Source organism: Micromonospora sp. NPDC051924 (assembly GCF_055586005.1).
Map to the genome: position 1 here is coordinate 56193 of NZ_JBVJJA010000032.1, position 20742 is coordinate 76934.

Genomic DNA, 20742 nt, shown 5'->3' on the forward strand with positions numbered 1-20742 from the left:
CGGAAAAAGACTGAGGTTCAGTGATGAATCGCGCAACAGGTGGCATCCCCCCGGGGAAACTTGACCGCAGTGACGCTGCGGCGAATATGGGTATGATGCGCCCCATGGCCGAGAGCGTCAAGAGGTCCTACCGGTCCCCGGCCCGGGCGGCGTCCGCGGCGGCGACCCGCGCCCGGATCCGCGCGGCCGCCGCCCACCTGTTCGTCGACCGTGGCTACGTCGCCACCACCATGCGGGAGATCGCCCGGGCCGCCGGGGTGGGCGAGCGCACCCTCTACGACGCCTTCCCCACCAAGGCGGACCTGTTCGGGCACGTCCTCGGCGTCGCCACCGTCGGCGACGAGGAGCCGGTCCGCGTCGCCGACCGTCCCGAGATCACCGCGCTGGGGGAGGAGCCCGACCCCCGGACGGCGATCGCCCGACTCGTGGCCTACTCCACGGCGCTGCTGGAACGCGCCGGTGACCTGATCATGGTCAGCGTCGAGGCCGCCGGCGCCGACCCGGACATGCGGGCCGCCGCCGACGCCGGAGCCGAGGCCACCCATCAGGTCCATCTCGCGCTCACCCGGCGGCTGCACGCCCGTGGCGCGCTGCGCGACGACCTGGACGCCCGCGCCGCCGCCGACATCCTCTACGCGCTCGGATCGCCGCACCTGCACCAGCTGCTGCGCCGCCAGCGTGGCTGGACCGTCGACCGCTACCGGACCTGGCTGGAGGAGGCAGCCGTCCGGGAGCTGCTGGGCTGAACCGCACCCGGTGAGTCCGGGCCGACGGCGAGCAGCCGCGTCAGCGGGTGCGTTCCACGAACGGCGCGGTCTGGTCGGCGACCTCGCCGTACTCGGCGGGAAGCTGGGTCACGACCTGCCCGTACGCCTCCGGCGACACGGCCTCGCGGAGCACGTCGAACACGGCCGTCACCCCGTCCTTCGCCTGGTCCACGTCCACGTCGGCGCGCCCGCTGACCCGTTCCACGAAGACGTCGAGCCCGAACCGCTCGGCGGTCTCCCCGGAGGCGAACGCGTACGGCCGCAGACCGGTGGGCAGCTGGCCGGCCAAATCCCGCGCCTCGCCGCCGTCGATCCGTTCCGCCAGGGTGGTCAGCGTGGCCCGGGCGAGGGCGGTCGCCTGTTCCGACGACGTCCCGGTACGCTTCGCCACCAGGCCGATGAACTGGTTGTCGTCCATCGTCAGGGCCCTTCTCTCGGCTGGATGCCCGGTCTTCCCCCTCAGCGCCCCGGCAAACGGCACCAGCGCGTGCAGCGCCACCAGCGGCAGCACGCCCACCGGGTACCAGAGCAGGTCGACCGGGTCGAACTGCACCCCGAGCACCAGCCGGGCCAGCAGGCTGCGCGCCGACAGCGCGGCCGGCACCCCGGTCAGCTGGCAGACCTCCATCGCCCAGCACCAGGCGAGGGTCAGCGTCCCCGCCGGCACCGGCCGCATCCGCGGCCACAGGAAGAGCACCCCCGCGTACGCCATCGAGGCGTAGAGGGCGGTGCCGGAGAACTGCTCCGGCCGCCCGTCGGTGAGCGCCCGCACGGTGAGCGCCACGGCCAGGAAGAACCCCGCCGCCACCAGCATCAGCAGCCGGAACCGGATCATCCGGCCGATCCTATGGCGACGGCGGCCCCCGGGACGCCCCGGAAGCCGCCGCAGCGCGAGGATCAGCGGTAGATGTGCACCGGCACGCCGATGCCGATCTTCGACCAGAGCCGGTTCATCGCCGGGATCGGCACCCGGACACACCCATGGCTGGCCGGGTAGGCCGGCACCGAGGTGGCGCCGTGCACCGCGTATCCCCGGTAGAAGTAGTTCGGCCGCCACAGCAGGCCCAGGTCGCTCTGCCGCCAGCCGTCGATCCGTCGTTGGATCGTGTAGTTGCCGGTCGGCGTGGGGGTGCTGGCCTTGCCGCTGGAGGCGTCCAGGATCCGTACCACTGACCCCCCGCGGGCCAGGTACAGCACCTGCTTGCTCAGGTTGGCCTCCAGCGAGTAGCCGGTGTGCGAGTACTTCGGCTTCGGGATGACGGGGTGGTCGAGGGCCGCCCAGGTGCGCGGGCCCACGATGCCGTCCCGGACCAGGCCGTTGATCTTCTGGAAGGCGACCACGGCGTGGAAGGTCGACGGGCCGAAGATGCCGTCGACGCCGCCGACGTCGTAGTGCAGGGCGGTGAGCCGCTGTTGCAGGGTGGTCACCGCGGCGCCCCGGGACCCCTGCTGGATGGTCGGCTGGCTGGTGGCGGCGACCAGCGTCACGGTGGTGAGCGTGCCGGTCGTCGACCCGGCGACCGGCGGTGCGGTGGCCGGCACGGACAGGCCGGCGGCAATCAGAAGGGCCATCCCGAGCGCGGCGCGGGCACCGGGACGGCGGGTGGTGGGTGGTGAGACGGGAAGCATGGCCCCTCCCTTCGCGAACTCCTGACTCGACGGTAGTTCGCGGAATCGAGGGTGTCTGCCCCTCTTCGGCTCGATTGTGGAGGGCGCTCAGGCGACCCGGGGCGTCGGCAGGATCGCCGCGCGGTGCGCCGTACCCGTGATGTCGCCCGTGCGCTCCACCGACGGCGACGGGACCTCCACCGTGCCCTCGGCGGTGGCCGTGCCGTCGTCGCCGGCCGGTGGGCTGGCCTGCCGCACCTCGCCGAGCAGGACCAGGAGCCGGTCCACGTCGTCGACCGGCATCCGGAAGGAGCCGCGGCAGATCGTGCCGCTCCACAGTGACAGCACCACCGCGCCGCGGTCGGGGTGGTAGCTGACCCGCATCGTCCGGTCCTCGCCGCGCAGGTCGGTGAACAGGTCACCGAAGCTGGGCATCGGTCGCACCTCTCCCATCCACCCAGCATGCCCGGTCGCCGCGCCGACGGGAAGGCCTCGACGTGCCGGCCGCCACGGGCGGGAGTAGCGTGCGGTGCGGTACGCGCAGCGCAAGGAGGGCCAGAGTGCGGACGACGACCGTGGACGTGCCGACCGGCGACGGGGCGGCCGACGCCTACCTCGTCCGGCCCGACGGCGACGGCCCCTTCCCGGGGGTGCTGATGTTCATGGACGCGTTCGGGCTGCGCCCCCGCATGGCGGAGATGGCCGAAACCGTCGCCGCCCGCGGCTACCTGGTGCTGGTGCCCAACCTGTTCCACCGGTTCGGCCGCGCGCCGCTGGTCGACCTGTCCGGGCTCGGTGACGACGCGCAGCGCGGGGCGCTGTTCCAGCAGCTCACCCCGATGATCAGGTCGCTGACCCCCGAAGTGGTGGCCCGCGACACGGCCGCCTACCTGGACTTCCTGACCGGGCAGCCGGACGCCGCGCCCGGCCCGGTCGCCATCACCGGCTACTGCATGGGTGGCACGAACGCGCTGCGGGCGATCGAGGCGCACCCGGACCGGATCGCCGCGGCGGCCGCCTTCCACGCCGGGCGGGTGGTCACCGACGCCTCGGACAGCCCGCACCTGGGCGTCGGCGCGGTCACCGGGGAGCTGTACTTCGGCCACGCCGACCAGGACCAGTCGATGACCGCCGAGCAGATCGCCACCCTGGAGAAGGCCCTCGACGCGGCCGGGGTCACCTACACCTCCGAGGTCTACGCCGGGGCGCGGCACGGCTACACCCAGGCGGACACCCCGATGTACGACGAGCAGGCCACCGAGCGGCACTGGGCCGCTCTGTTCGACCTGCTCGATCGCACCTTCGGCCGCTGACCCGCGGCGACCGGCCCGCGTCGTCGATCATGGGCGCGCTGCGCACCTCGTGATCTCTCCCTCTCCTATTTCACGGCTCGTCCGGTGGAGCGCTCCTCGGGCCGCCGTCGCCAGCTGCCTCCCTGTCCGGGGCACGTCGGGGCACAGGATGAGTACAACCGGACGATTCACCCGCCCCGCGCGGGGTAACCGCCGCCATGGCCGACGACCGCCACATTGCCGACACCGTCCGCTCGCCGCTGGACCGGGCCGCCCGGCGGGGCGGCCGGGCGGTGGCGCGGGCGCGCAGCCAGGGTGGTCAGGCCGGCCGGCTGCGGCTGCGCCAGTTGGAGATCACCGCCGTGATCGCCGTGCAGTCCGGGCTCGCCGCCGGGCTCGCCGCACTGCTCGCCCAGCGGGTCCTCGGCCCGGGCGCGCACGTCTTCGCGCCCGCCGCCGCGGTCGGCACCATCGCCACCGCCATCGGCCAGCGGGCCCGGCGCACCTTCGAACTGCTCATCGGCGTCGGCCTCGGCATCGTCGTGGGTGACCTGCTGCGGTTCCTGCTCGGCTCGGGTACGTGGCAGACCGGGGTGGTGGTCGCCCTGGCCATCGCGACCGCCCTGCTGGTCGCCGGCCGCGGCGGCGCCCTGGTCGGCCAGGCCGGCGGTACGGCGGTCCTGATCGCCACCCTCGCCCCGGTCCAACCCGGCCTGGAGCTGCCCCGGATCTTCGACGCCCTGGTGGGCGGCGTGGTCGGCCTGGCCGTGGTGGCCCTGCTGCTGCCGGTGAACCCGCAGCGGGTGCTGGACCGTGCGGCCGAGCCGGTGTTCGCCGGCCTCACCGCGCGGCTCGACGCGGTCGCGCACGCCCTGACCTACCGGGACGCCGACGCCGCGATCCGGGCCCTGGACGACCTGCGCGCGCTCGACCCGGACGTGAGCCGGCTCAACGACGCGATCAGCGGCGCCGAGGAGGTGGTCACCATCGCGCCGGCCCGCTGGCGGCGCCGCGCCCAGTTCCACCGGTACGCGAACGCCACCGACCACCTCGAGCGCCTGATCCTCTACGCCCGGTCGGTGGCCCGGCGCTCGGCGACCGCCCTGCAGTACGGCGAGCCGGTGCCGGCTGAGCTGGCCGACGCCGTCGCCCGGCTCAGCGCGGCGGTCCGCGAGCTGCAGCGGGAGTGCCGCACCGGCGGCGACGACATGTCCGCCACCCACCGGCTTGTGCAGGAGAGCGCCCAGCTGGCCGGCCGGGCCTGGGCCCGCGGCGTCCGCTCCTACGGCGACGGGATCATCACCGACCTGCGGACGGCCGACAGTGAGCTGATGCGGGCCACCGGGTGCGAGCCGACGGACGCCAACCAGGCGGTGCGGCGGGCGGCCGGCGCGGGGGAGGCGCAGCTGCGCCCGCCCGCGCGGGCACAGATGGTCCGGCCCGAGCGGCACACCCCGCGGGCGCGGCGCCGGACCCGGATCATGCGGCGGACCCACGACCGGCGGCACGGGGAATTCCGACCGTCGCACGGTCCCGGACGAAACGTCGCGCCATCGTCGTACGACGCCGGCCCAGCCGACCGCCGGACGGTGCGCCCGGACTGAGCGCCGACCGCCGGACGGCCGGACATTCGGGGCCGCGCCGCGTCGTCCGTACCCGGCGGCTGTCGTATCGGTGACAGCCGGCGGTCTTGTGCGCTCCGTAGTGGTCACCGATACTCGTGCGGACACCAAGGTCCACACAGGAGCCCGCGCATGGCCGCACCGCCAGCCGTCGATCAGCTTCGGGCGATGGCGCAGCTGCTGCCCGCGACGCCGGTCTCCGACCCGCTGACCGCAGCCGTGCAGGCGGCGCTCGCCGACGCCGTCGACGCTGTCGACCGGCCGATGCGCCTCGCCGTCACCGGTCAGATCAAGCGCGGGAAGTCCACCCTCATCAACGCGCTGACCCGGGCGCCGATCGCGCAGACCGGGGTGGACGAGGTCACCGCCGACTTCCACGAGTTCCACTTCGCCGCCGGGTCACCCCCGGCCGGGGAGACGCCGGCGAGTGCCCCGGCTCGCCGTGGTTCGCGACGCCGGACGCCCGCGCACGTCGTCACCACGGTCCCCGCCGCGCTCCCGAGCGACCTGCGCCTGATCGACACCCCCGGGCTGGGCAGTCCGGTCAACGACACGCAGGGCAATGCCGGCCTGCGCGCCGACTGCGCGGTGCATCTGTTCCACCGCAGCGTGCACCAGGCGGACGTCGGCTACCTTCGCGGCCTGCTCGCCCGGGACGGGACGCAACCCCTACCGACCAGGGTGTTGGCGGTGATCAGCGCGTGCGACCTGTCCTGGCCGCCCGGGCCCGACCACGGCGGGGCCCGGGATCCGCTCCGCTTCCATCCGCTGCGGGACCACGCCGGGGCGATCATCCGGCAGATCGACCGCAACCCGGTCAATCACGAGCTGTTCTACGCCGTGCTGCCGGTCGCCGCGCTCGTCGCCGAGGGCGGGTGGACTCTCCCGACCGCTCAGCTCGAGGTGCTGGCCGGGCTGGCGAAGCGGTGCGACGCGCGCGCCCTCGCCGGCCACCTGGAGAGCCAGGCCAGGTTCGTGGAGGCGGATCTGGTGGCCGGCCCGACGGAGCGGCGCGCGCTGGTCGAGCGGCTCGGCCTGTGGGGCGTGCAGTTGGCCTGCGACTACCTGCGGGACCCGACCGGAGACGAGGACGGGCTCCGGGTGCACCTCGACGAGGAGAGCGGCGTCGCGCGGCTGCGGACGGCCATCCTCGACCACTTCGTCCGGCGTGGCACCTACCTCAAGCTCGAACAGCACCTGCGGTCGCTGGAGAGGGTCCTCGCGGACGGACGTACCCGGCGGCAGCTCGGTGGCGCGGCGATGCCCACGCAGGTGGTCGAGGTGGACCGGCGGATCGAACGGCTGCGGGCCACCAGCCTCGGGCTGGACGAGCTGACCCTGGTCGGACTGATCCACCGGCACGAGCACCGGCTGACCGCGGCGGAGATCGCGCAGCTCGCCGAACTCACCGGCGCGTGCGGCGCGACCTGCATGGAGCGCCTGGGACTGCCGGTGAACACGGGGGTCCGGGAGCTGAGGCGCAGGGCGTTCGAGCGGCAGCGGCACTGGAGCCGGCGCGAGATGGCCCTGCCGGCGCTCGGGCCGACGGTCGTCCGTGCCTACGAACGGCTGATCGCTCGAATCAGCGAAGCCACGTCATTGCTGGACAATGTCGACTGAGAAAGGCCGCCATGCAGGGTCGTGAGGCAGAGCGGACACTGGCCGCGCTGCGGGAATCGGTGCTCGCCCTGACCGACGACGTCGCCGGCCTCGCGCAGGACCAGGTGGGGCCCGACGCCGCCGAGGCGGTACGCGCGGTCGCCGCCTCGGTGCGCAGCCAGGCCTACCAGGTCGTGGTGTGCGGGGAGTTCAAACGCGGCAAGTCGAGCCTGCTCAACGCGATCGTCGGCCGGCAGCAGCTGTTCCCGACCGGGCAGGAGCTGACCACCGCCACCGTGATGACCCTCCGGTGGGGGCCGGCACCCCGGGCGGTCGTCCGCACGGCGACCAAGGATGGCACGGTCGAGGAGACCGAGGTGCCCTTCGACGACCTCGCCCGCTACGTCTCGGCGGCCGAGGGCACGCAGGCGTGGCGGGTGAGCCAGGTCGACGTGGAGCTGCCGCACGATCGGCTGGCCTCCGGCGTCGTCCTGGTGGACACCCCGGGTCTCGGCGGCGTCGACGAAGTCCACTCGACGATCACCCTGGGCTTTCTGCCGAACGCCGACGCCACGGTCGTGGTGCTGTCGGCGGTGCAACCAGCCACGGTCAGCGAACTCGAATTCGCCAGACGCGCGGTGGCCGAGAATCCGGCGGCCATCTTCGCGCTGGCGATGGCCGACCGTACGCTCGACATCGGCCGGCGGGTCGAGGCGACGCGTACGCGCCTGGCGTCGCATCTGGGGCGGCCTCCCCAGGGGATCAACGTCCTGCCGGTCTCGTCGACCGAGGCGTGGTACGCCATGCGGGCGGGCGACCAGCAGCGCCTGGCCGCCTCCGGCCTGCCCGCGCTGGAGAACGAGATCTGGACGACCCTGCTGACGCAGGCCGCGGCCCACCGGCTGCGAGCGGCGGTCGCCATGCTGACCCGCCTCACCGAGGACGCCACCGCGCCGATCGCCAGCGAGCTCGCCGCGCTCGGCGGCCCGGACGCGCTCGCGGCGGTCCTCGCGGAACTCGACGAGAACGAGCGGGCCGCGCTCGCCGTCGGGTCCGAACTGGCCGACCGCGGCCGGCTCGAACAGGACTTCTCCGCCCGTGTCCGCGGGATCGAGCAAGGGTTCCGCGACAGCGTCGACCGGGTGCTGCGGGAGGTCCGCGAGGCCGCGGCGGAGGACGCCGAACCGGTGACGCCAGAGGCCCTCGCCGAACTCGCGCGCACCGTCGCGGAGGCCGGGCCCACGGCGTTCGCGCAACTGCGCCGTAGCGCACTCACCGTCGCCGCCGAGTGGGAACGCCGGACCGCTCAACCGCTGCGGGTGCTCGACCTCAGCGCCGACGACCCGCTGCAGCTGCCGAGTCCGCCCCGGCCCACCCGGCAGCGGGTGGAGTTCACGCCCGCCGTCACCGGCGGTGGACAGGGGGCGCTCGCACTGGGGGCGCCGCTGGCCGCACTGGGAGGGCTGGTCGGTGGGCTGTTCACCGGTCCCGGGGCGGCGCTCGGCACGACGATCGGCGGGCTGATCGGCCATGTCGTCGGCTTCTTCGGTGGTCTCCTCGACCACGTGCGGCAGACCAACGCCAAGGCCCGGGCCCGGGCGCTGCGCACGTACGCCGACGAGCTGATCACCCGGCTGCAGGACCACCGCGGCGACACCGCCGCCCGGATCGAGAGCACCCAGCAGGACCTGCTCCAGCACCTGAAGCTGCAGATGCGGACGCTCAACCAGGCCCAGCTGTCCACCATCGAGCAGGCCCGACACCGGGCGCGGGAGGCGGCGCGGGCCGACGCCGACCACCGGGCCGCCCGCGCCGCCGAGCTGCGGCGGCAGCGCGACGTCATCGCCGGGTACGCCGCCCGGCTGCACGAGATCGGCCGGCGGCTGTCCACGGTGGAAGCGGGATCCGGGACCACGACGGGAGCCGTCGGCGATGAGTGACCACACGGAAGAAGCTGCCGACCTGGTATACGGGATCGACATCGGCGACTGGAACTGCGTGGTGGCCGTCGGTCGCCACCGGGCCTCCCTCGACCTGCTGGCGGCGCAGGTGATCCCGTCGGCGGTGGCCGTCACCGACGACGGCAGCTACCTGGCCGGCTGGTCCGCCCAGCGGGAGCTGCGCCACGATCCCTCGCGCTACCGCCGCGGACTCAACCGGGCGTTCGGGCAGGATGAGCAGATCTGGCTCGGCGAGCTCCCGGCCGATCCCGGGCTGCTCATGTCGCAGTTGCTGCGCGAGCTGCGGCTTGCCGCGGAAGCGACGGTCCCGGGCGCGGTGGCGCGGGTGGCTCTCGCGGTGCCGTCCGACTGGGGCGACGGCCGGCGTCGGGCGATCCTCGAGGCCGCCGCCAGTGGCGGGTTCGACCCGCTGCGGCTGGTGCTGATCGACCGGCCCGTCGCGGCGGCTTCGACCGCCGCCGAGCGGCTGACCGGCCACAAGCCGCAGCACCTGCTCGTCTACCACCTCGGCGGCGCCACCTTCGGCTGCAGCCTGGTACGCCGCACCGGGGCCGGCCGGTTGATCCCGGTGGGGCAGCCGGCCACCCGGGCCGACCTCGGTGCCGCCCTGTTCGATCACGAGCTCCTCGCCGCCATGGCGGCCTGCTCACCGGCCGCCCGCGAACTGCTCGACGCCCCGTCGCCCGACGCCGATCAGCGGCACCGCATCGCCGGCCTGCAGGCACTCGCCGAAAGCGTCAAGATCCTGCTCAGCACCAAGCCGCGCGTGCGCACCTACGTGACGCTCGTGCAGCCGGGGTTCACCTTCGAGGTGGACCGCGACGGCTTCCAGGAGGCGATCCGGCTCAGCGTCGACGCCACCGTGGCGACCTGCGACGGACTGCTTGCCCGGCACGACCTGACCTGGGGCGACGTGGACGTCGTCGTGCTCGCCGGTGGCGGATCGAATCTGCCGCCGGTCGCGCAGGCGGTCGCGGCGGCGTCCGGTCATCCGGTCGACCCGCCGCAGGAGCCCGAACTGCTGGTGGCGCGGGGCGCGGCGCGCCAGGCGGCGCACGAGCACCGGGCGCTCGACCACGAGCGGCGTGCGGCCGCCGCCCGCGAGGCGGACCGCGTACCGGTGACGGGCCGACTGACCCCACCGGCGGTCGCCCCGGGACCCTTCTCGTTCGCGCTGGTGTCGTGGCTGATGTGGGCGACCACCGGCGGTTGGTTCACCCTGACGCGCTGGCACGACCTCGGGATGTGGGCGTCGCTCGCCACCGGCGCGCTCATGCTGGTCTTCCTCGTCGCCGGTTACGGACTGCGCCGCTACCCGCTGGCGGCGACGACCGTCGGTCTGGCCTGCGCGGTCGGCGGGATCCATCTGGTGACCCTGTTGTTCTGCGCGTACCGGGCCATCTTCACCGACGCGGTGGTGGGCTGGACACCGTTCGTCGGCACGGCCGGGGGCATCCTGGCCGTCGTACTGCTCGGTGCCGCGGTCTTCGAACTCGCCGATCCGATCGGCACCGCCCGGACGATCAGGACGTGGGCCGACGGACGGCGGACGATCGCCGAGAAGGTGCAACGGGACAAGGAGATCGGCGCCTCCGCCCTGCCCCCGTTCGTGAGTCGTCTGGTCCAGGAGTTCGCTGCGGCCCGGGGCTTCGCACCGGCGGAGGGCCCGTTCGACTTCGCCGTCGTCATGGGCCGAACGCTGCTGCTCGGGGCGACGAAACCGGGAAGGCTGCCGGAGCCCGAGAGCATCCGGTCGGCCGTGGCCGCCTATCTCGGCAGGCCTCCCTCCGCGCCGCGGGACATCCGGCACATCGCCGCCCGGTACGCCGAGCGCGCGATCAACGTCCACTGCTTCCTGGCCGGGGACGTGGACGCGGGGTCGGAGGCGTACGTGGCCCGGGCGCGCAGATCGCTCACGAACACCGGCTCGGGCGACCCGACCACCGGGCGGCCGGCGGTGTCGACCACGCTGGCCGTGGTCGACGGCGGTGACCTGGACACCCGGTTGCGGCGCCTGCTCGACCGTGCCGACCGTGAGCTCTATCTGCCGCTGCTCGAGCGCGCCGCCGAGGCCGCCGGCGTCACGGCCTGAGGGCCCTCGTCCGCCCGACGGTGGGCCGGTGCCGCGCCGCACCAGAGCCCGCCCCAGCAGGCCACGGACCGGAAACTGGCCCCTCCCACGGCCGGCCCGGCTGATTAGCGTCGGGCCATGACCACGGACCCGGACAAGCTGACCCAGCGGTTCGCCGCCCTCACCACCGCCCACGTCGCCGACGCCTGCCTGCGGGCGGGCGTCGCGGTGCGCTGCGCCCCCGCCGAGGTCCGCCCGGTGTTGCCCGGCGGGCGGATGGCCGGGCGGGTGCTGCCCACCCGGCACGTCGGCAGCGTGGACATCTTCCTCGAGGCCATCGACCGGGCCGCGCCCGGCGACGTGCTGGTGGTGGACAACGGCGGGCGCACCGACGAGGCCTGCGTCGGCGACCTGGTGGTGCTGGAGGCGCGCGCCGCCGGCCTGGCCGGCCTGGTGGTCTGGGGGCTGCACCGCGACACCGTGGACATCCGGGCGGTCGGCCTGCCGGTGTTCAGCCTCGGGGCCACTCCAACCGGGCCGCAGCGCCTCGATCCCCGACCCGCCGAGGCGCTGGCGTCCGCGCGGGTCGGCGCGTGGACGGTGAATCCCACCGACGTCGCCCTGGCCGACGAGGACGGGGTGCTGTTCGTGCCGGTTGACCGGGCGGGGGAGCTGTTCGACCTGGCCGAGTCGATCCGGGACACCGAGCGGCGGCAGGCCGACCGGATCCGGGCCGGCGAGCCGCTGCGCGCGCAGGTCGGGTTCGGCGCGTACCTGGCCGGCCGGGCGGAGAACCCGGCGCTGACCTTCCGCGAGCACCTGCGCGCCGTCGGCGGCGCGATCGAGGAGTAGTCAGCCGGCGTCGCCTGCCGGCGGATGTCGTCAAGGATCGGCACGGGCGCCGCCTCCTTCCGGACGGTTCAGGCCCCCCGGGCGTACAGGGCCAGCCGTACCCGGTTGGAGCTGTCGGTCTTGGTCATCAGGCTGGTGATGTGGGTCTTCACCGTGGTGACGCCGATGTGCAGCCGCTCGGCGATCTCCGTGTTGGACAGTCCCTCGGCGACCAGGTTCAGCACGTCCTGTTCCCGGGCGGTGAGGCCGTCGACCGGGCGGGGCGTCTCGGCGCGGGCGTGCACCGCCCGCTGGACCAGGCGGCGCAGCACCTCCTGGCTGAACGGGCTGTCGCCGCCGGCGGCCCGGCGGATGCCGTCGAGGAGGTCGGCGGGCGGCGCGTCCTTGAGCAGGAAGCCGCAGGCGCCCGCGGTCAGCGCCGGGTAGAGGTGGTCGTCGTCGCCGAACGTGGTGAGCACCAGCACCCGGGTGGCGGGACGGTCGGCCAGGATGCGACTGGTGGCGGTGATCCCGTCGACGCCGGGCATCCGCAGGTCCATCACCACCACGTCGGGCAGTAGCCGGGCGGCCAGCGAGATCGCGTCCCGCCCGTTGTCGGCCTCGCCGACCACCTCGATGTCGGGCTGGGCGTCGCAGAGCATGCGCAGGCCCGCGCGGATGAGGTGCTGGTCGTCGACCAGCAGGACCCGGATCATGCCGGCTCCGGGGCGGCCGTCGCCGCCCGTTGGCCCGGCGCCGGAGCGGCCGGCGACTCCGCGGCGACCGCGGCCGGCAGGACCGTGCGGACCCGCCAGCCCGCGCCGGTCGGCCCGGCCTCGAGTACGCCGCCGAGCACCTCGACCCGCTCCCGCATGCCGATGATGCCGTGGCCCCCGCCGGACGGCACCGCCGCCGGCACCCCGCGGCCGTTGTCCGAGACCTCCCAGTGGACCGCCCCGTCGACCACGGACACCGCCAGCCGGGCCCGCGCCGAGGTGCCGGCGTGCTTTGCGACGTTGGTCAGCGCCTCCTGGGTCAGCCGCAACACCGCCATGCCGCGTACCGCGTCGAGCGCGCCGGCCGCCGCGTCGACGTCAGCCTCCACAGTGACGCCAGCCTGCCGGGCCCGGTCCACCGCGGCGTCCAGCGCGGCCGGCAGCGCGGACGGCTCGATCGCGGTCAGCGCCGCGTCCCCGCGTACCCCGTCGGGGTCGCGCAGCACCGCGACCAGCCGGCGCAGGTCCGTCAGGGCCGCGCTCCCGGTGGCGTGCACGTCGTCGAACACCGCACTTACCCGTGGATCCAGATCCGTGAGCACGTGCCGGGCCACGCCGACCCGCAGCACCATCGACGCCACGTGGTGCGCGACCACGTCGTGCAGCTCGCGAGCGATGGCGCTGCGCTCGTCGGCGCGCGCGGCCCGGCTCTCCGACTCGGCCCGGCGCCGCTCCGCCTCCGCCCGCTCGGCGGCCTGCCGGCCCAGCTCCCGGGTGGTCCGGATGACCAGGCCGAGCAGCAACGGCAGGCCCACATCGACGGTCAACCCGAAGAATCCGGAGGCGACCCGGCCCAGCGGGTCGCCGATCGAGTCGGTCAGGTCGACGGCGGCCAGCAGGCCGGCGGCCAGCCAGATGGTGCGTGGCCGCCGGGCCCACATGGCCAGCTCCAGCAACGCGTAGCCGGCGCCCACCTGGTTGATCGTCGTGTCATCGATCAGCCAGAAGGCGATCCCCAGCAGCGCGGCCTGGCCGAGCAGGTTGAGCAGCGGCCGCCGGTGCAGCAGCAGCACGAGAGTGAAGGCGAGTCCGGCCAGAATCAACTGCGTCACCGTCGGCGACCGGCCGTCCTGGTGGCCGAAGACCAGATAGCCCACGCCACTGAGGTCGAGCAGCAGCATCCGGGCGAGGGTGTCCCGCGCGTCGAACAGCCGCCCCATCCAGCCCACGGCCTTAGCCTAGGGGTTGCGGCGCGGCGGCAGGTGCCGCCACCACGGGCGCCCACCGGACCCGCACTCCCAGGTGGACGGCCAGCCCGAGCGGCCCGAGCAGGATCGTCAGCAGCAGCACCGGAGCCAGGACCAGCGCCGGCACGGCCCGCTCCCGGCCGTCGAGCCAGATCCAGCGGCCGACGAACAGGTCGAACCCCACCATGTGCGCCCAGGCCGCCGCCGCGCCGTCCGGCGTGCCGAGCAGCGCCCGGACGCCGTCCAGGGTCGGCGAGATCACCGCCGGCAGCACCTCGCCGAGCGCCGGGAGCACCAGCAGCGCGTAGATCGCCAGGACCGGGACCACGATCAGCGGCGAGCCGACGATCCTGGCGGTCACCGACCAGCGGGGCGCCAGGATCATCAGGGCCCAGAACGGCGCCGCCAGGGCGAACGTCAGGCCGAACAGCGTGCCGGTCATGCCGCCAGCGCCATTTCCGCTCGGCGCCGTCGGGCCAGCACCAGGCCGGCGGCGGCCGCGGTGCCGACGAGCAGGAGCGACGCCACGGTCAGGGTGAGCGCGTCGGGCCGCAGCAGCGGCTGCCCGCGCAGCGCCTGCCAGGTGAACAGCACGGTGAGCGCACCGTACGCGGCGCCCGCGACGACCAGCAGCCGCACCCGGGTCGCCTCGTCCAGCCGGACGCCCCACCGGTTCAGCAGGATCGCCAGGATCGGCAGCGCCTGCAGGGCGTGCAGCCCCACGAAGTGCCCGATCCGCAGGTCCCCGCCGGTGGTGCTCCAGCCGACCAGGGGCAGACCCGGACCGCCGTCCGCCACGCCGACGCTGTGCGCCCCGGCGACGCCCTCGATCCCGGTGTCCGCGGCGGCCACCATCGGGATCGCCGCCGCCATGCCGAGCAGCGTCAGGCCGAGCCCCCACCCGACCGCGTGCCGGGCGGTCCGGTCGGCGATCCGCTGGCGCAGCACCGCGATGCCGAGCACGAGGTGGCCGGTGAACAGCACCATCACCGCCGCCCCCATCACCTGCCACAGGGCGGCGTTCAGCGGGGTCGTCTCGTTGAAGTGGCTGGTCGTGCCGCGCAACACCTGCCCGACGATGATCACCATCTCCACCACCGACATGGCGACGACCACCGTGGCCGCCCGCTCCGCGAGCCGGCTGCGCCGGGGCAGCAGGGAGAGCATCCAGGCCAGGGTGGTGCCGTACAGCACGAAGGAGATGGCGAACTTCAACGGCTTGAGCCAGATCGGCACACCGGTGAGCACGCGCGGGTCGGTGAACACACCGACAGCGGCGACGACGGCGAGCACCGCCATCGCGGCGACGAAGAGCATCAGGGGGCGGTGCCAGTGGGCCGCCCGGCGCAAAGTGGAGGTAGCAGTCATGCCTGTAGATGCTCGTGACCGATCACCCCGATCGCGCCCGACCCGAGGCCCCGGTTGCGGCCGCCGGTCGGAACGCCGCCTCCTACCCAGGGAGGAGACGGGCCGCGAACGCCGTGTACGTGGGGCCGCCGTTCTTGTCGAGGACCGCGAAGGTGACCTGGTCGAACCAGCCCGCCGCGTCGGCCAGGGCGAGGTCGAACGCCTCCGCGACGGTCGCCGGGTCGTTGCGGAACACCCCGCAGCCCCACGCACCGAGCACCAGCCGCCGGTGCCCGTACGCGGCCGCGACGGCGAGCACCCGGCGGGCCCGGGCCCGCAACGCCGGCGCCACCCGGTCGACGTCGGCGGGCTGGTTGCGTCGCACCGCCCCGAGGTTGGGCGCGGCGGCGGTCAGGAAGGACACCTGGTGGGCGGCGTCGAGCAGCCGTCCCTTGTCGTCGCGGAACACCGGCACCCGCGGCGAGTGGATCACCCGGTCGCTGTAGAGCAGGTCCCCCTGCTGCCGGTGGAACTCGTAGAACTCGGGCACAGCGGTCAGACAGGGATAGAGCGCGGAGGCCCGGGCGACGCTCTCCTCCTGCGCCTGTGCCCCGGTGCGGAAGCCGCCACCCGGGTTCTTCGCCGAGGCGAAGACCAGCGCGGCGACCTCCCCGTCGGCAGCGAGCCGGCGGGCGGCCAACAGGGTGCTCTCGCCGGTCACCTCGATCCGGGCCGGTGGCCCGCCGACCGGCGGGGTGTCCAGCGGCTCGTCGGGCAGGTGCAGGCGGGTGCCGGCCACCGCGGCGCGGACCGCTTGGGCCAGCAGCACGGTCTCGCCCCGGCCGTTGACGTACGCGCCGGCGTCGAGGATGTCCAGGGTGTGGCGGGCGATCGCCCGCAGTCGGGTGCTCATGACGGGCCGATTGTCCGGCGGCGGTCGGGCCTGGGGCGACCCGTTATTCGGCGGCCAGGTGCTGCACGAGCTGGATCGGGTTGCCGTCCGGGTCGGCAGTCCAGGCGATGAGCAGCCGGTCCAGCCAGACGTGCGGGGCCGCGACGGCCGGCGCACCGCCGGCAATCAGCTTCTCGTACGCGGCGGCGGTGTCGTCGGTCCACAGGATGACCGCCGCCCGCTGCCCGGACGGCACCGGGTCCAGCCCGTGGTCGTCCCGGGTGGACGCCACCGACGCGATCCCGATCCGGTAGTCGTCCAGGACCAGGTCGACGTGGATCGGCTCGCCCTCGGTGGGCACCCGGAAGACCTCGGTGAAGCCGAGCCCGCTGTAGAAGGCGGCGGCCCGGGTCACGTCCTCGCTGAACAGGATCACCTGCGGGGTCCGGAACATCGACATCGTCGGACCGTATCAGTCCGGCAGGCGCGGCATCTCCAGCCCTGAATCGCGGCCGAGCAGCACCGCCCGGGTCAGCGCCGCCGAGCCGAACCGGTCACGGACCGCGTCGACGGCGGCGTCCAGCTCCACCCCGGGGTCGCCGGTGAACGGCAGCGTCAACTGCACGTGCCCCTCGTCCAGGTTGCCCACCGACACCCCGAGCAGCGTGACGCCCCGGTCCTCGATCTCCGGCAACGCCGCCCGCAGCAGCACCCGCGCCGCGCCCAGCAGCGGAGCGGTCTGCGCGGTCGGCTTGCCGAGGGTGTGCGCGCGGGTGGCCCGGGCGTAGTCGCCGAACCGCAGCCGCAGCGTCACGGTGCGCCCGGTGCGGCGGGCCGCCCGCATCCGCCCGGTGACCCGGTCGACCAGCCCGGCCAGCACGGCGTCCAGCTCGGCGGGGGAGTGCGGCCCGCCGCCGAGGGCGTGCTGGGCGCCCATCGAGGAGCGCCGCCGCCCGACCTGCACCGCGCGCGGATCGCGGTTGTGCGCCAGCGCGTGCAGGTGCCGGCCCGCCCCCGGCCCGAGCAGCGACACCAGGGTCGGCTCGTCCAGCCGGGCCACCTGCCCCACCGTCCGGATGCCCCGCTCCCGCAGCTTCGCCGCGGTCACCGGGCCGACGCCCCACAGCCGTTCCACCGGCAGCGGGTGCAGGAACGCCAGCTCCCGTTCCGGCGCGACCACCAGCAGCCCGTCCGGCTTGGCCACCCCGCTGGCCACCTTGGCGAGGAACTTCGTCCGCGCCACGCCCACGGTGATCGGCAGGCCGACGTGTGCGCGTACCTCCCGGCGCAGCGTCGCCGCGATGTCGGCGGGCGGCCCGACCAGGCGGCGCAGCCCACCCACGTCGAGGAACGCCTCGTCGATGGAGAGCCCCTCGACCAGCGGCGTGGTCTGCCGGAAGATCTCGAACACCGCCCGGCTCGCCGCCGTGTACGCGGCCATCCGCGGTGGCACCACCACCGCGTCCGGGCAGAGCCGGCGCGCCTGCCGGCCCCCCATCGCGCTGCGCACCCCGCGCGCCTTCGCCTCGTAGCTGGCGGCGAGGACCACGCCGCCGCCGACGATCACCGGCCGGCCGCGCAGCCGCGGGTCGTCGCGCTGCTCGACGGAGGCGTAGAACGCGTCCAGGTCGGCGTGCAGGATGGTCGCGTCGCTCGACACCGGCACATCTTCGCACAGTTGTTCGAGAAATGGGCCTTGACCTGCCCGACGGTCGCTCAGCCCGGGGTCAGCCGGGCCGCGATCCGCTCGGCCACCACGATCGTGGACAGCTGGGTGTTCGCCGACGGGATGGTCGGCATCACGGAGGCGTCGGCCACCCACAGGCCCCGAAGGCCGTGCACCGCGCCGCACGCGTCGACCACCGCGCCCCGACCCGGGTCGGGCCCCATCGCGCAGGTGCCGACCGGGTGATGGTACGAGCCGACCCGGCTCCTGATCGCCCTAACCAGCCCGACGGCGTCTCCGTCCTCGACCGCGCCACCGGGCGCCAGCTCAACCCCCCGCACGAACCGGGCCAGCGGCGGCGTACGACTGAGGCGGCGGGCGTGCCGGACCGCCTCGACCATCCGCGCCAGGTCCTCGGGGTGCCGCAGGTGGCCGACGTCGATCCGCGGCGGGTCGGCCGGGTCCGCGGACCGCAGGCGTACCGACCCGCGCGACCGCACCGCCACCAGTCCGGCGACGACGCCGAACACCCGGCCGCTGGGGCTGCCACTGTCCTCGAACGGCCCGACCGCGAACAGGTGCAGGTCCGGTGGGCCGTCGGGCGACGCGCGGATCGAGCGCAGCGTGAGCATCACCTGGAAGCCGGGCCCCGCATCGTCCGCCGGTGCCGGCAGGTCCACGGCGACCAGCGGGTGGTCGACGAGGTTCTCGCCGACGCCGGCGAGGTCGACCGCCACCGGGATGCCGAGCGCACGCAGGTGAGCGGCCGGACCGATGCCGGAGCGCAGGAGGACGGCCGGGCTGCCGTACGAACCGGCTGTCACGACGACCGTCTCCGCTTCGATGAGCTCGCCGCCGGCGAGCCGGACCCCGCGCACCGCGGACCCGGCCAGCTCCACCCGGTCGACCACGGCACCCGGTCGGACGGTCAGGTTGGGTCGGTCCCGTGCCGCCGCCAGATGGGTCAGCGCCGTGCTCATCCGAAGCGCGCCGCGGACGTTGCGGGGCGCCGCGCCGACGCCGATCGCGCCCGGCCGGTTGTGGTCCTCGATCAGGGGATGACCGACGGCGACGGCGGCGTCGAGGAACGCCCGTTGCAGGGGCGACAGGTCCTTCGGCCGGCGGATCGGGACGGGACCGGTCTGCCCGTGCCACGCCCCGCCGACGTCACCGTCGGCCTCGACGGCCCGGAACTGCGGCAGCAACTCCCGGAACGACCAGCCGGCATTGCCCCGGGCCGCCCACCCGTCGTAGTCCGCGGGCCAGCCGCGCAGCGCGAAGCAGGCATTGGTCGCCGAACAGCCACCCACCAACCGCGCACGCGGCAGCGGGATCACCCGCCCCAGCTCGTCGGGCTCCGACACGAAACCCCAGTCGTGGTCGATGGTCGGTCCGGCCGCGTCCGCGACGTCTGCCGGGAGGTCCGGCACCGTCGGGTAGTCCGGCCCCGCCTCCAGCAGCAGTACGCGACGACCGCCGTCCTCGCTGAGCCGGGCCGCGCACACGCAGCCGGCGGTGCCGCCGCCCGCCACGATCACGTCGTACGACCCGGACCCGTCAGTCACGCATCGTGACGCTACCGCCGGCGATCACCCGGTGCAGGCCGGACGGTGGACCATTTCGGGTCGTCAGGGCACCGTGACGGCCAGCTTGCCGAGCGCGCCGCTGAAGTCGGCGAGCGCCCGGGGCACCTCGGCCAGGTCGTACCGCCGGCTGACCGGCACCCGGACCCGCCCGGCCACGACGTCACCGGCGAGCCGGTCCAGGGTCTCCCTGGTCGGGCTGCCCATGACGGACGTCGCGGCCGGGTGCTGCTCCGGGCCGAAGCCGATGGTGGACGCCAGCCGGCCGTCCGCCGCGAGCAGCCCGGCGAGTCGCGCCCCGTCACCGGCCAGGTGCACCACCGCGGACACGCCGTCCGGGGCGACCGTCCGGACCTGGGCGGCCAGGTCGCCGGTGTAGTCCACCACCTCGTCGGCGCCCAGGTCCCGGACGAAGTCGGTGGCGGCGCCGGGCCGGGCGGTTGCGATCACCCGGGCCCCGGCCGCCCGGGCGTACTGGACGGCGAACGCGCCGACCCCGCCGGTGGCGCCGGCGATGAGCACGGTGTCCCCCGGGCCGGGGGCGACGGCGGCCAGCGCGTCCAGCGCGGTGGTGCCGGCCAGCCCGAGCGCGCCCGCGGCCGGCGGGTCGAGCCCCGGCGGGAGCCGGGTGATCGCGTACCCGTCGCCGGCCGTCAGGTACTCCGACCACGCCCCGTCGCCCAGGTAGGAGCGCATCACCACCCCGAACACCGGATCCCCGACGCGGAACGGGCTGGTGTTCCCGCCGATCGCCTCGACCTCGCCGGCGAAGTCCTTGCCGAGCACGACCGGGAACCGGTACTCCATCGCGCCGCGCATCATCCCGGCGGCGGCCTTCCGGTCGAAGCCGTTGATCGAGGACGCCCGCACCCGGACCAGCACCTCGCCGGGACCGGGGCTGGGCCGGGCCAGGTCGTCGCGCAGCGCCGGGGCGGCACCCTCCGCGTCGAGCGTGATCGCCCACATGGGCTCCCTCTCCTTCCCGCCGCCGCGCGCCGTCAGACGCCGCGGGCGCGGGGCCGGCCGGCGGACCGGCGCAGCGAGTTGGGCGCGTTCACGCCCGCCTCGTCGCTCACGCTCACCCCGAGCCGCTCGACCAGCTCACCGCCGAGCCAGCCGGTCACCCCGGCCAGGATGATCCCGGCGAAACTGCAGATCAGCGCCAGCGCGTTCGGGTCCCAGTTGTCGGCGGCCCGGCGCAGCAGCCAGCTCACCGCGAACAGCAGCAGCACCACGACGTTGCCGATGCCGTGCGCCGCGCCGACCCGCTTGGCGCGGGTGCGGGCCGGGATGGCACTCCAGTCGATCAGGCCGAACAACCCGGCGACCAGGCCGCCGATGATGCCCGCGCCCATCGTGTACGCGGCGGAGATCTGGAACCCTGTCCGGTCGGTGACCAGGTACAGGATGTCGAAGATCACCGCGGTGGCCAACAGTCCCAACGGGAACACGATCAGGATGGGGTGGATTCCGTGCCCCATCGCCTTCGCGCGACTCTCCATGCCGGTCCTCCTGTCTCCCGCCCCAGGCCGGGGCCGGG

At 74.6% G+C, this 20742-nt stretch carries 20 protein-coding genes; 7 read left to right on the forward strand and 13 right to left on the reverse strand.

The window, feature by feature from the left end; genetic code table 11:
• Positions 1–104 precede the first annotated feature (104 nt).
• Entirely contained in the window at positions 105–746 is a 642-nt protein-coding gene (locus ACZ6S5_RS23770) for a TetR/AcrR family transcriptional regulator (protein ID WP_466003799.1), read from the forward strand.
• Between the two features lie 40 nt (positions 747–786).
• Here ACZ6S5_RS23770 and ACZ6S5_RS23775 read toward each other — a convergent pair whose 3' ends face one another.
• From ACZ6S5_RS23775 to ACZ6S5_RS23785, 3 genes are all read right to left on the reverse strand, one after another.
• A complete protein-coding gene (locus ACZ6S5_RS23775; protein ID WP_466003800.1) occupies positions 787–1602 on the reverse strand; it encodes a DUF2809 domain-containing protein in 816 nt (271 codons plus the stop codon).
• A 62-nt stretch (positions 1603–1664) separates the two neighbouring features.
• Positions 1665–2396 (reverse strand): L,D-transpeptidase family protein, encoded by a 732-nt coding sequence (locus ACZ6S5_RS23780; RefSeq protein ID WP_466003802.1) that lies wholly within the window; start codon positions 2394–2396, stop codon positions 1665–1667.
• Positions 2397–2483: 87 nt separating this feature from the next.
• Positions 2484–2810, reverse strand: a complete 327-nt coding sequence (locus ACZ6S5_RS23785) for a hypothetical protein (protein ID WP_466003803.1) — start codon at positions 2808–2810, stop codon at positions 2484–2486.
• A gap of 125 nt (positions 2811–2935) precedes the next feature.
• On the opposite strand from ACZ6S5_RS23785, the gene ACZ6S5_RS23790 reads away from it, so the two are divergent.
• From ACZ6S5_RS23790 to ACZ6S5_RS23815, 6 genes are all read left to right on the forward strand, one after another.
• A complete protein-coding gene (locus ACZ6S5_RS23790) occupies positions 2936–3688 on the forward strand; it encodes a dienelactone hydrolase family protein (RefSeq protein WP_466003805.1) in 753 nt (250 codons plus the stop codon).
• Positions 3689–3885: 197 nt separating this feature from the next.
• The gene (locus ACZ6S5_RS23795) at positions 3886–5271 is read left to right on the forward strand and encodes an FUSC family protein (RefSeq protein WP_466003806.1); all 1386 of its coding nucleotides are present in this window, start codon (positions 3886–3888) and stop codon (positions 5269–5271) included.
• Positions 5272–5421: 150 nt separating this feature from the next.
• Positions 5422–6909, forward strand: coding sequence for a GTPase (locus ACZ6S5_RS23800; RefSeq protein WP_466003807.1), 1488 nt, complete (start codon positions 5422–5424; stop codon positions 6907–6909).
• A gap of 11 nt (positions 6910–6920) precedes the next feature.
• The gene (locus tag ACZ6S5_RS23805) at positions 6921–8828 is read left to right on the forward strand and encodes a dynamin family protein (RefSeq protein ID WP_466003808.1); all 1908 of its coding nucleotides are present in this window, start codon (positions 6921–6923) and stop codon (positions 8826–8828) included.
• A complete protein-coding gene (locus ACZ6S5_RS23810) occupies positions 8821–10941 on the forward strand; it encodes an Hsp70 family protein (protein ID WP_466003810.1) in 2121 nt (706 codons plus the stop codon). The genes ACZ6S5_RS23805 and ACZ6S5_RS23810 overlap by 8 nt, the downstream gene beginning before the upstream one ends.
• A 117-nt stretch (positions 10942–11058) precedes the next feature.
• Positions 11059–11772, forward strand: coding sequence for an RraA family protein (locus tag ACZ6S5_RS23815; RefSeq protein ID WP_466003812.1), 714 nt, complete (start codon positions 11059–11061; stop codon positions 11770–11772).
• A gap of 68 nt (positions 11773–11840) precedes the next feature.
• Here ACZ6S5_RS23815 and ACZ6S5_RS23820 read toward each other — a convergent pair whose 3' ends face one another.
• The 10 genes from ACZ6S5_RS23820 to ACZ6S5_RS23865 form a co-directional block, all read right to left on the reverse strand.
• A complete protein-coding gene (locus tag ACZ6S5_RS23820) occupies positions 11841–12467 on the reverse strand; it encodes a response regulator transcription factor (protein ID WP_466003814.1) in 627 nt (208 codons plus the stop codon).
• On the reverse strand, positions 12464–13696 hold the full coding sequence (locus ACZ6S5_RS23825) for a sensor histidine kinase (protein ID WP_466003816.1): 1233 nt from the start codon (positions 13694–13696) through the stop codon (positions 12464–12466). Before ACZ6S5_RS23825 ends, ACZ6S5_RS23820 begins: the two co-directional genes overlap by 4 nt.
• A gap of 4 nt (positions 13697–13700) precedes the next feature.
• Positions 13701–14156 (reverse strand): ABA4-like family protein, encoded by a 456-nt coding sequence (locus ACZ6S5_RS23830; protein ID WP_466003818.1) that lies wholly within the window; start codon positions 14154–14156, stop codon positions 13701–13703.
• A complete protein-coding gene (locus tag ACZ6S5_RS23835) occupies positions 14153–15082 on the reverse strand; it encodes a hypothetical protein (protein WP_466003820.1) in 930 nt (309 codons plus the stop codon). The genes ACZ6S5_RS23830 and ACZ6S5_RS23835 overlap by 4 nt, the downstream gene beginning before the upstream one ends.
• Before the next feature lie 82 nt (positions 15083–15164).
• Positions 15165–15974, reverse strand: a complete 810-nt coding sequence (locus ACZ6S5_RS23840) for a TIGR02452 family protein (RefSeq protein ID WP_466003821.1) — start codon at positions 15972–15974, stop codon at positions 15165–15167.
• A 43-nt stretch (positions 15975–16017) separates the two neighbouring features.
• Complete coding sequence (locus ACZ6S5_RS23845; protein ID WP_466003823.1) at positions 16018–16413, reverse strand: VOC family protein; 396 nt, start codon at positions 16411–16413, stop codon at positions 16018–16020.
• Between the two features lie 12 nt (positions 16414–16425).
• Positions 16426–17613 (reverse strand): DNA polymerase IV, encoded by a 1188-nt coding sequence (dinB, locus tag ACZ6S5_RS23850; RefSeq protein WP_466003825.1) that lies wholly within the window; start codon positions 17611–17613, stop codon positions 16426–16428.
• Positions 17614–17669: 56 nt separating this feature from the next.
• A complete protein-coding gene (locus tag ACZ6S5_RS23855; RefSeq protein WP_466003826.1) occupies positions 17670–19184 on the reverse strand; it encodes a GMC family oxidoreductase in 1515 nt (504 codons plus the stop codon).
• 63 nt (positions 19185–19247) lie between these two features.
• Positions 19248–20168, reverse strand: coding sequence for an NADP-dependent oxidoreductase (locus tag ACZ6S5_RS23860; RefSeq protein ID WP_466003827.1), 921 nt, complete (start codon positions 20166–20168; stop codon positions 19248–19250).
• Positions 20169–20200: 32 nt separating this feature from the next.
• Positions 20201–20704: a DUF2231 domain-containing protein gene (locus tag ACZ6S5_RS23865; protein WP_466003829.1), complete on the reverse strand. Its 504-nt coding sequence runs from the start codon at positions 20702–20704 to the stop codon at positions 20201–20203.
• Positions 20705–20742: the final 38 nt, after the last annotated feature.

What these genes read in the sequence shown, in the direction of transcription:
- ACZ6S5_RS23770 (WP_466003799.1), top strand. Translation starts at nt 105, where the DNA reads ATGGCCGAGAGCGTCAAGAGGTCCTACCGGTCCCCGGCCCGGGCGGCG.
- ACZ6S5_RS23775 (WP_466003800.1), bottom strand. Translation starts at nt 1,602, where the DNA reads ATGATCCGGTTCCGGCTGCTGATGCTGGTGGCGGCGGGGTTCTTCCTG.
- ACZ6S5_RS23780 (WP_466003802.1), bottom strand. Translation starts at nt 2,396, where the DNA reads ATGCTTCCCGTCTCACCACCCACCACCCGCCGTCCCGGTGCCCGCGCC.
- ACZ6S5_RS23785 (WP_466003803.1), bottom strand. Translation starts at nt 2,810, where the DNA reads ATGCCCAGCTTCGGTGACCTGTTCACCGACCTGCGCGGCGAGGACCGG.
- ACZ6S5_RS23795 (WP_466003806.1), top strand. Translation starts at nt 3,886, where the DNA reads ATGGCCGACGACCGCCACATTGCCGACACCGTCCGCTCGCCGCTGGAC.
- ACZ6S5_RS23800 (WP_466003807.1), top strand. Translation starts at nt 5,422, where the DNA reads ATGGCCGCACCGCCAGCCGTCGATCAGCTTCGGGCGATGGCGCAGCTG.
- ACZ6S5_RS23805 (WP_466003808.1), top strand. Translation starts at nt 6,921, where the DNA reads ATGCAGGGTCGTGAGGCAGAGCGGACACTGGCCGCGCTGCGGGAATCG.
- ACZ6S5_RS23810 (WP_466003810.1), top strand. Translation starts at nt 8,821, where the DNA reads ATGAGTGACCACACGGAAGAAGCTGCCGACCTGGTATACGGGATCGAC.
- ACZ6S5_RS23815 (WP_466003812.1), top strand. Translation starts at nt 11,059, where the DNA reads ATGACCACGGACCCGGACAAGCTGACCCAGCGGTTCGCCGCCCTCACC.
- ACZ6S5_RS23820 (WP_466003814.1), bottom strand. Translation starts at nt 12,467, where the DNA reads ATGATCCGGGTCCTGCTGGTCGACGACCAGCACCTCATCCGCGCGGGC.
- ACZ6S5_RS23830 (WP_466003818.1), bottom strand. Translation starts at nt 14,156, where the DNA reads ATGACCGGCACGCTGTTCGGCCTGACGTTCGCCCTGGCGGCGCCGTTC.
- ACZ6S5_RS23835 (WP_466003820.1), bottom strand. Translation starts at nt 15,082, where the DNA reads ATGACTGCTACCTCCACTTTGCGCCGGGCGGCCCACTGGCACCGCCCC.
- ACZ6S5_RS23840 (WP_466003821.1), bottom strand. Translation starts at nt 15,974, where the DNA reads ATGAGCACCCGACTGCGGGCGATCGCCCGCCACACCCTGGACATCCTC.
- ACZ6S5_RS23845 (WP_466003823.1), bottom strand. Translation starts at nt 16,413, where the DNA reads ATGTCGATGTTCCGGACCCCGCAGGTGATCCTGTTCAGCGAGGACGTG.
- ACZ6S5_RS23860 (WP_466003827.1), bottom strand. Translation starts at nt 20,168, where the DNA reads ATGTGGGCGATCACGCTCGACGCGGAGGGTGCCGCCCCGGCGCTGCGC.
- ACZ6S5_RS23865 (WP_466003829.1), bottom strand. Translation starts at nt 20,704, where the DNA reads ATGGAGAGTCGCGCGAAGGCGATGGGGCACGGAATCCACCCCATCCTG.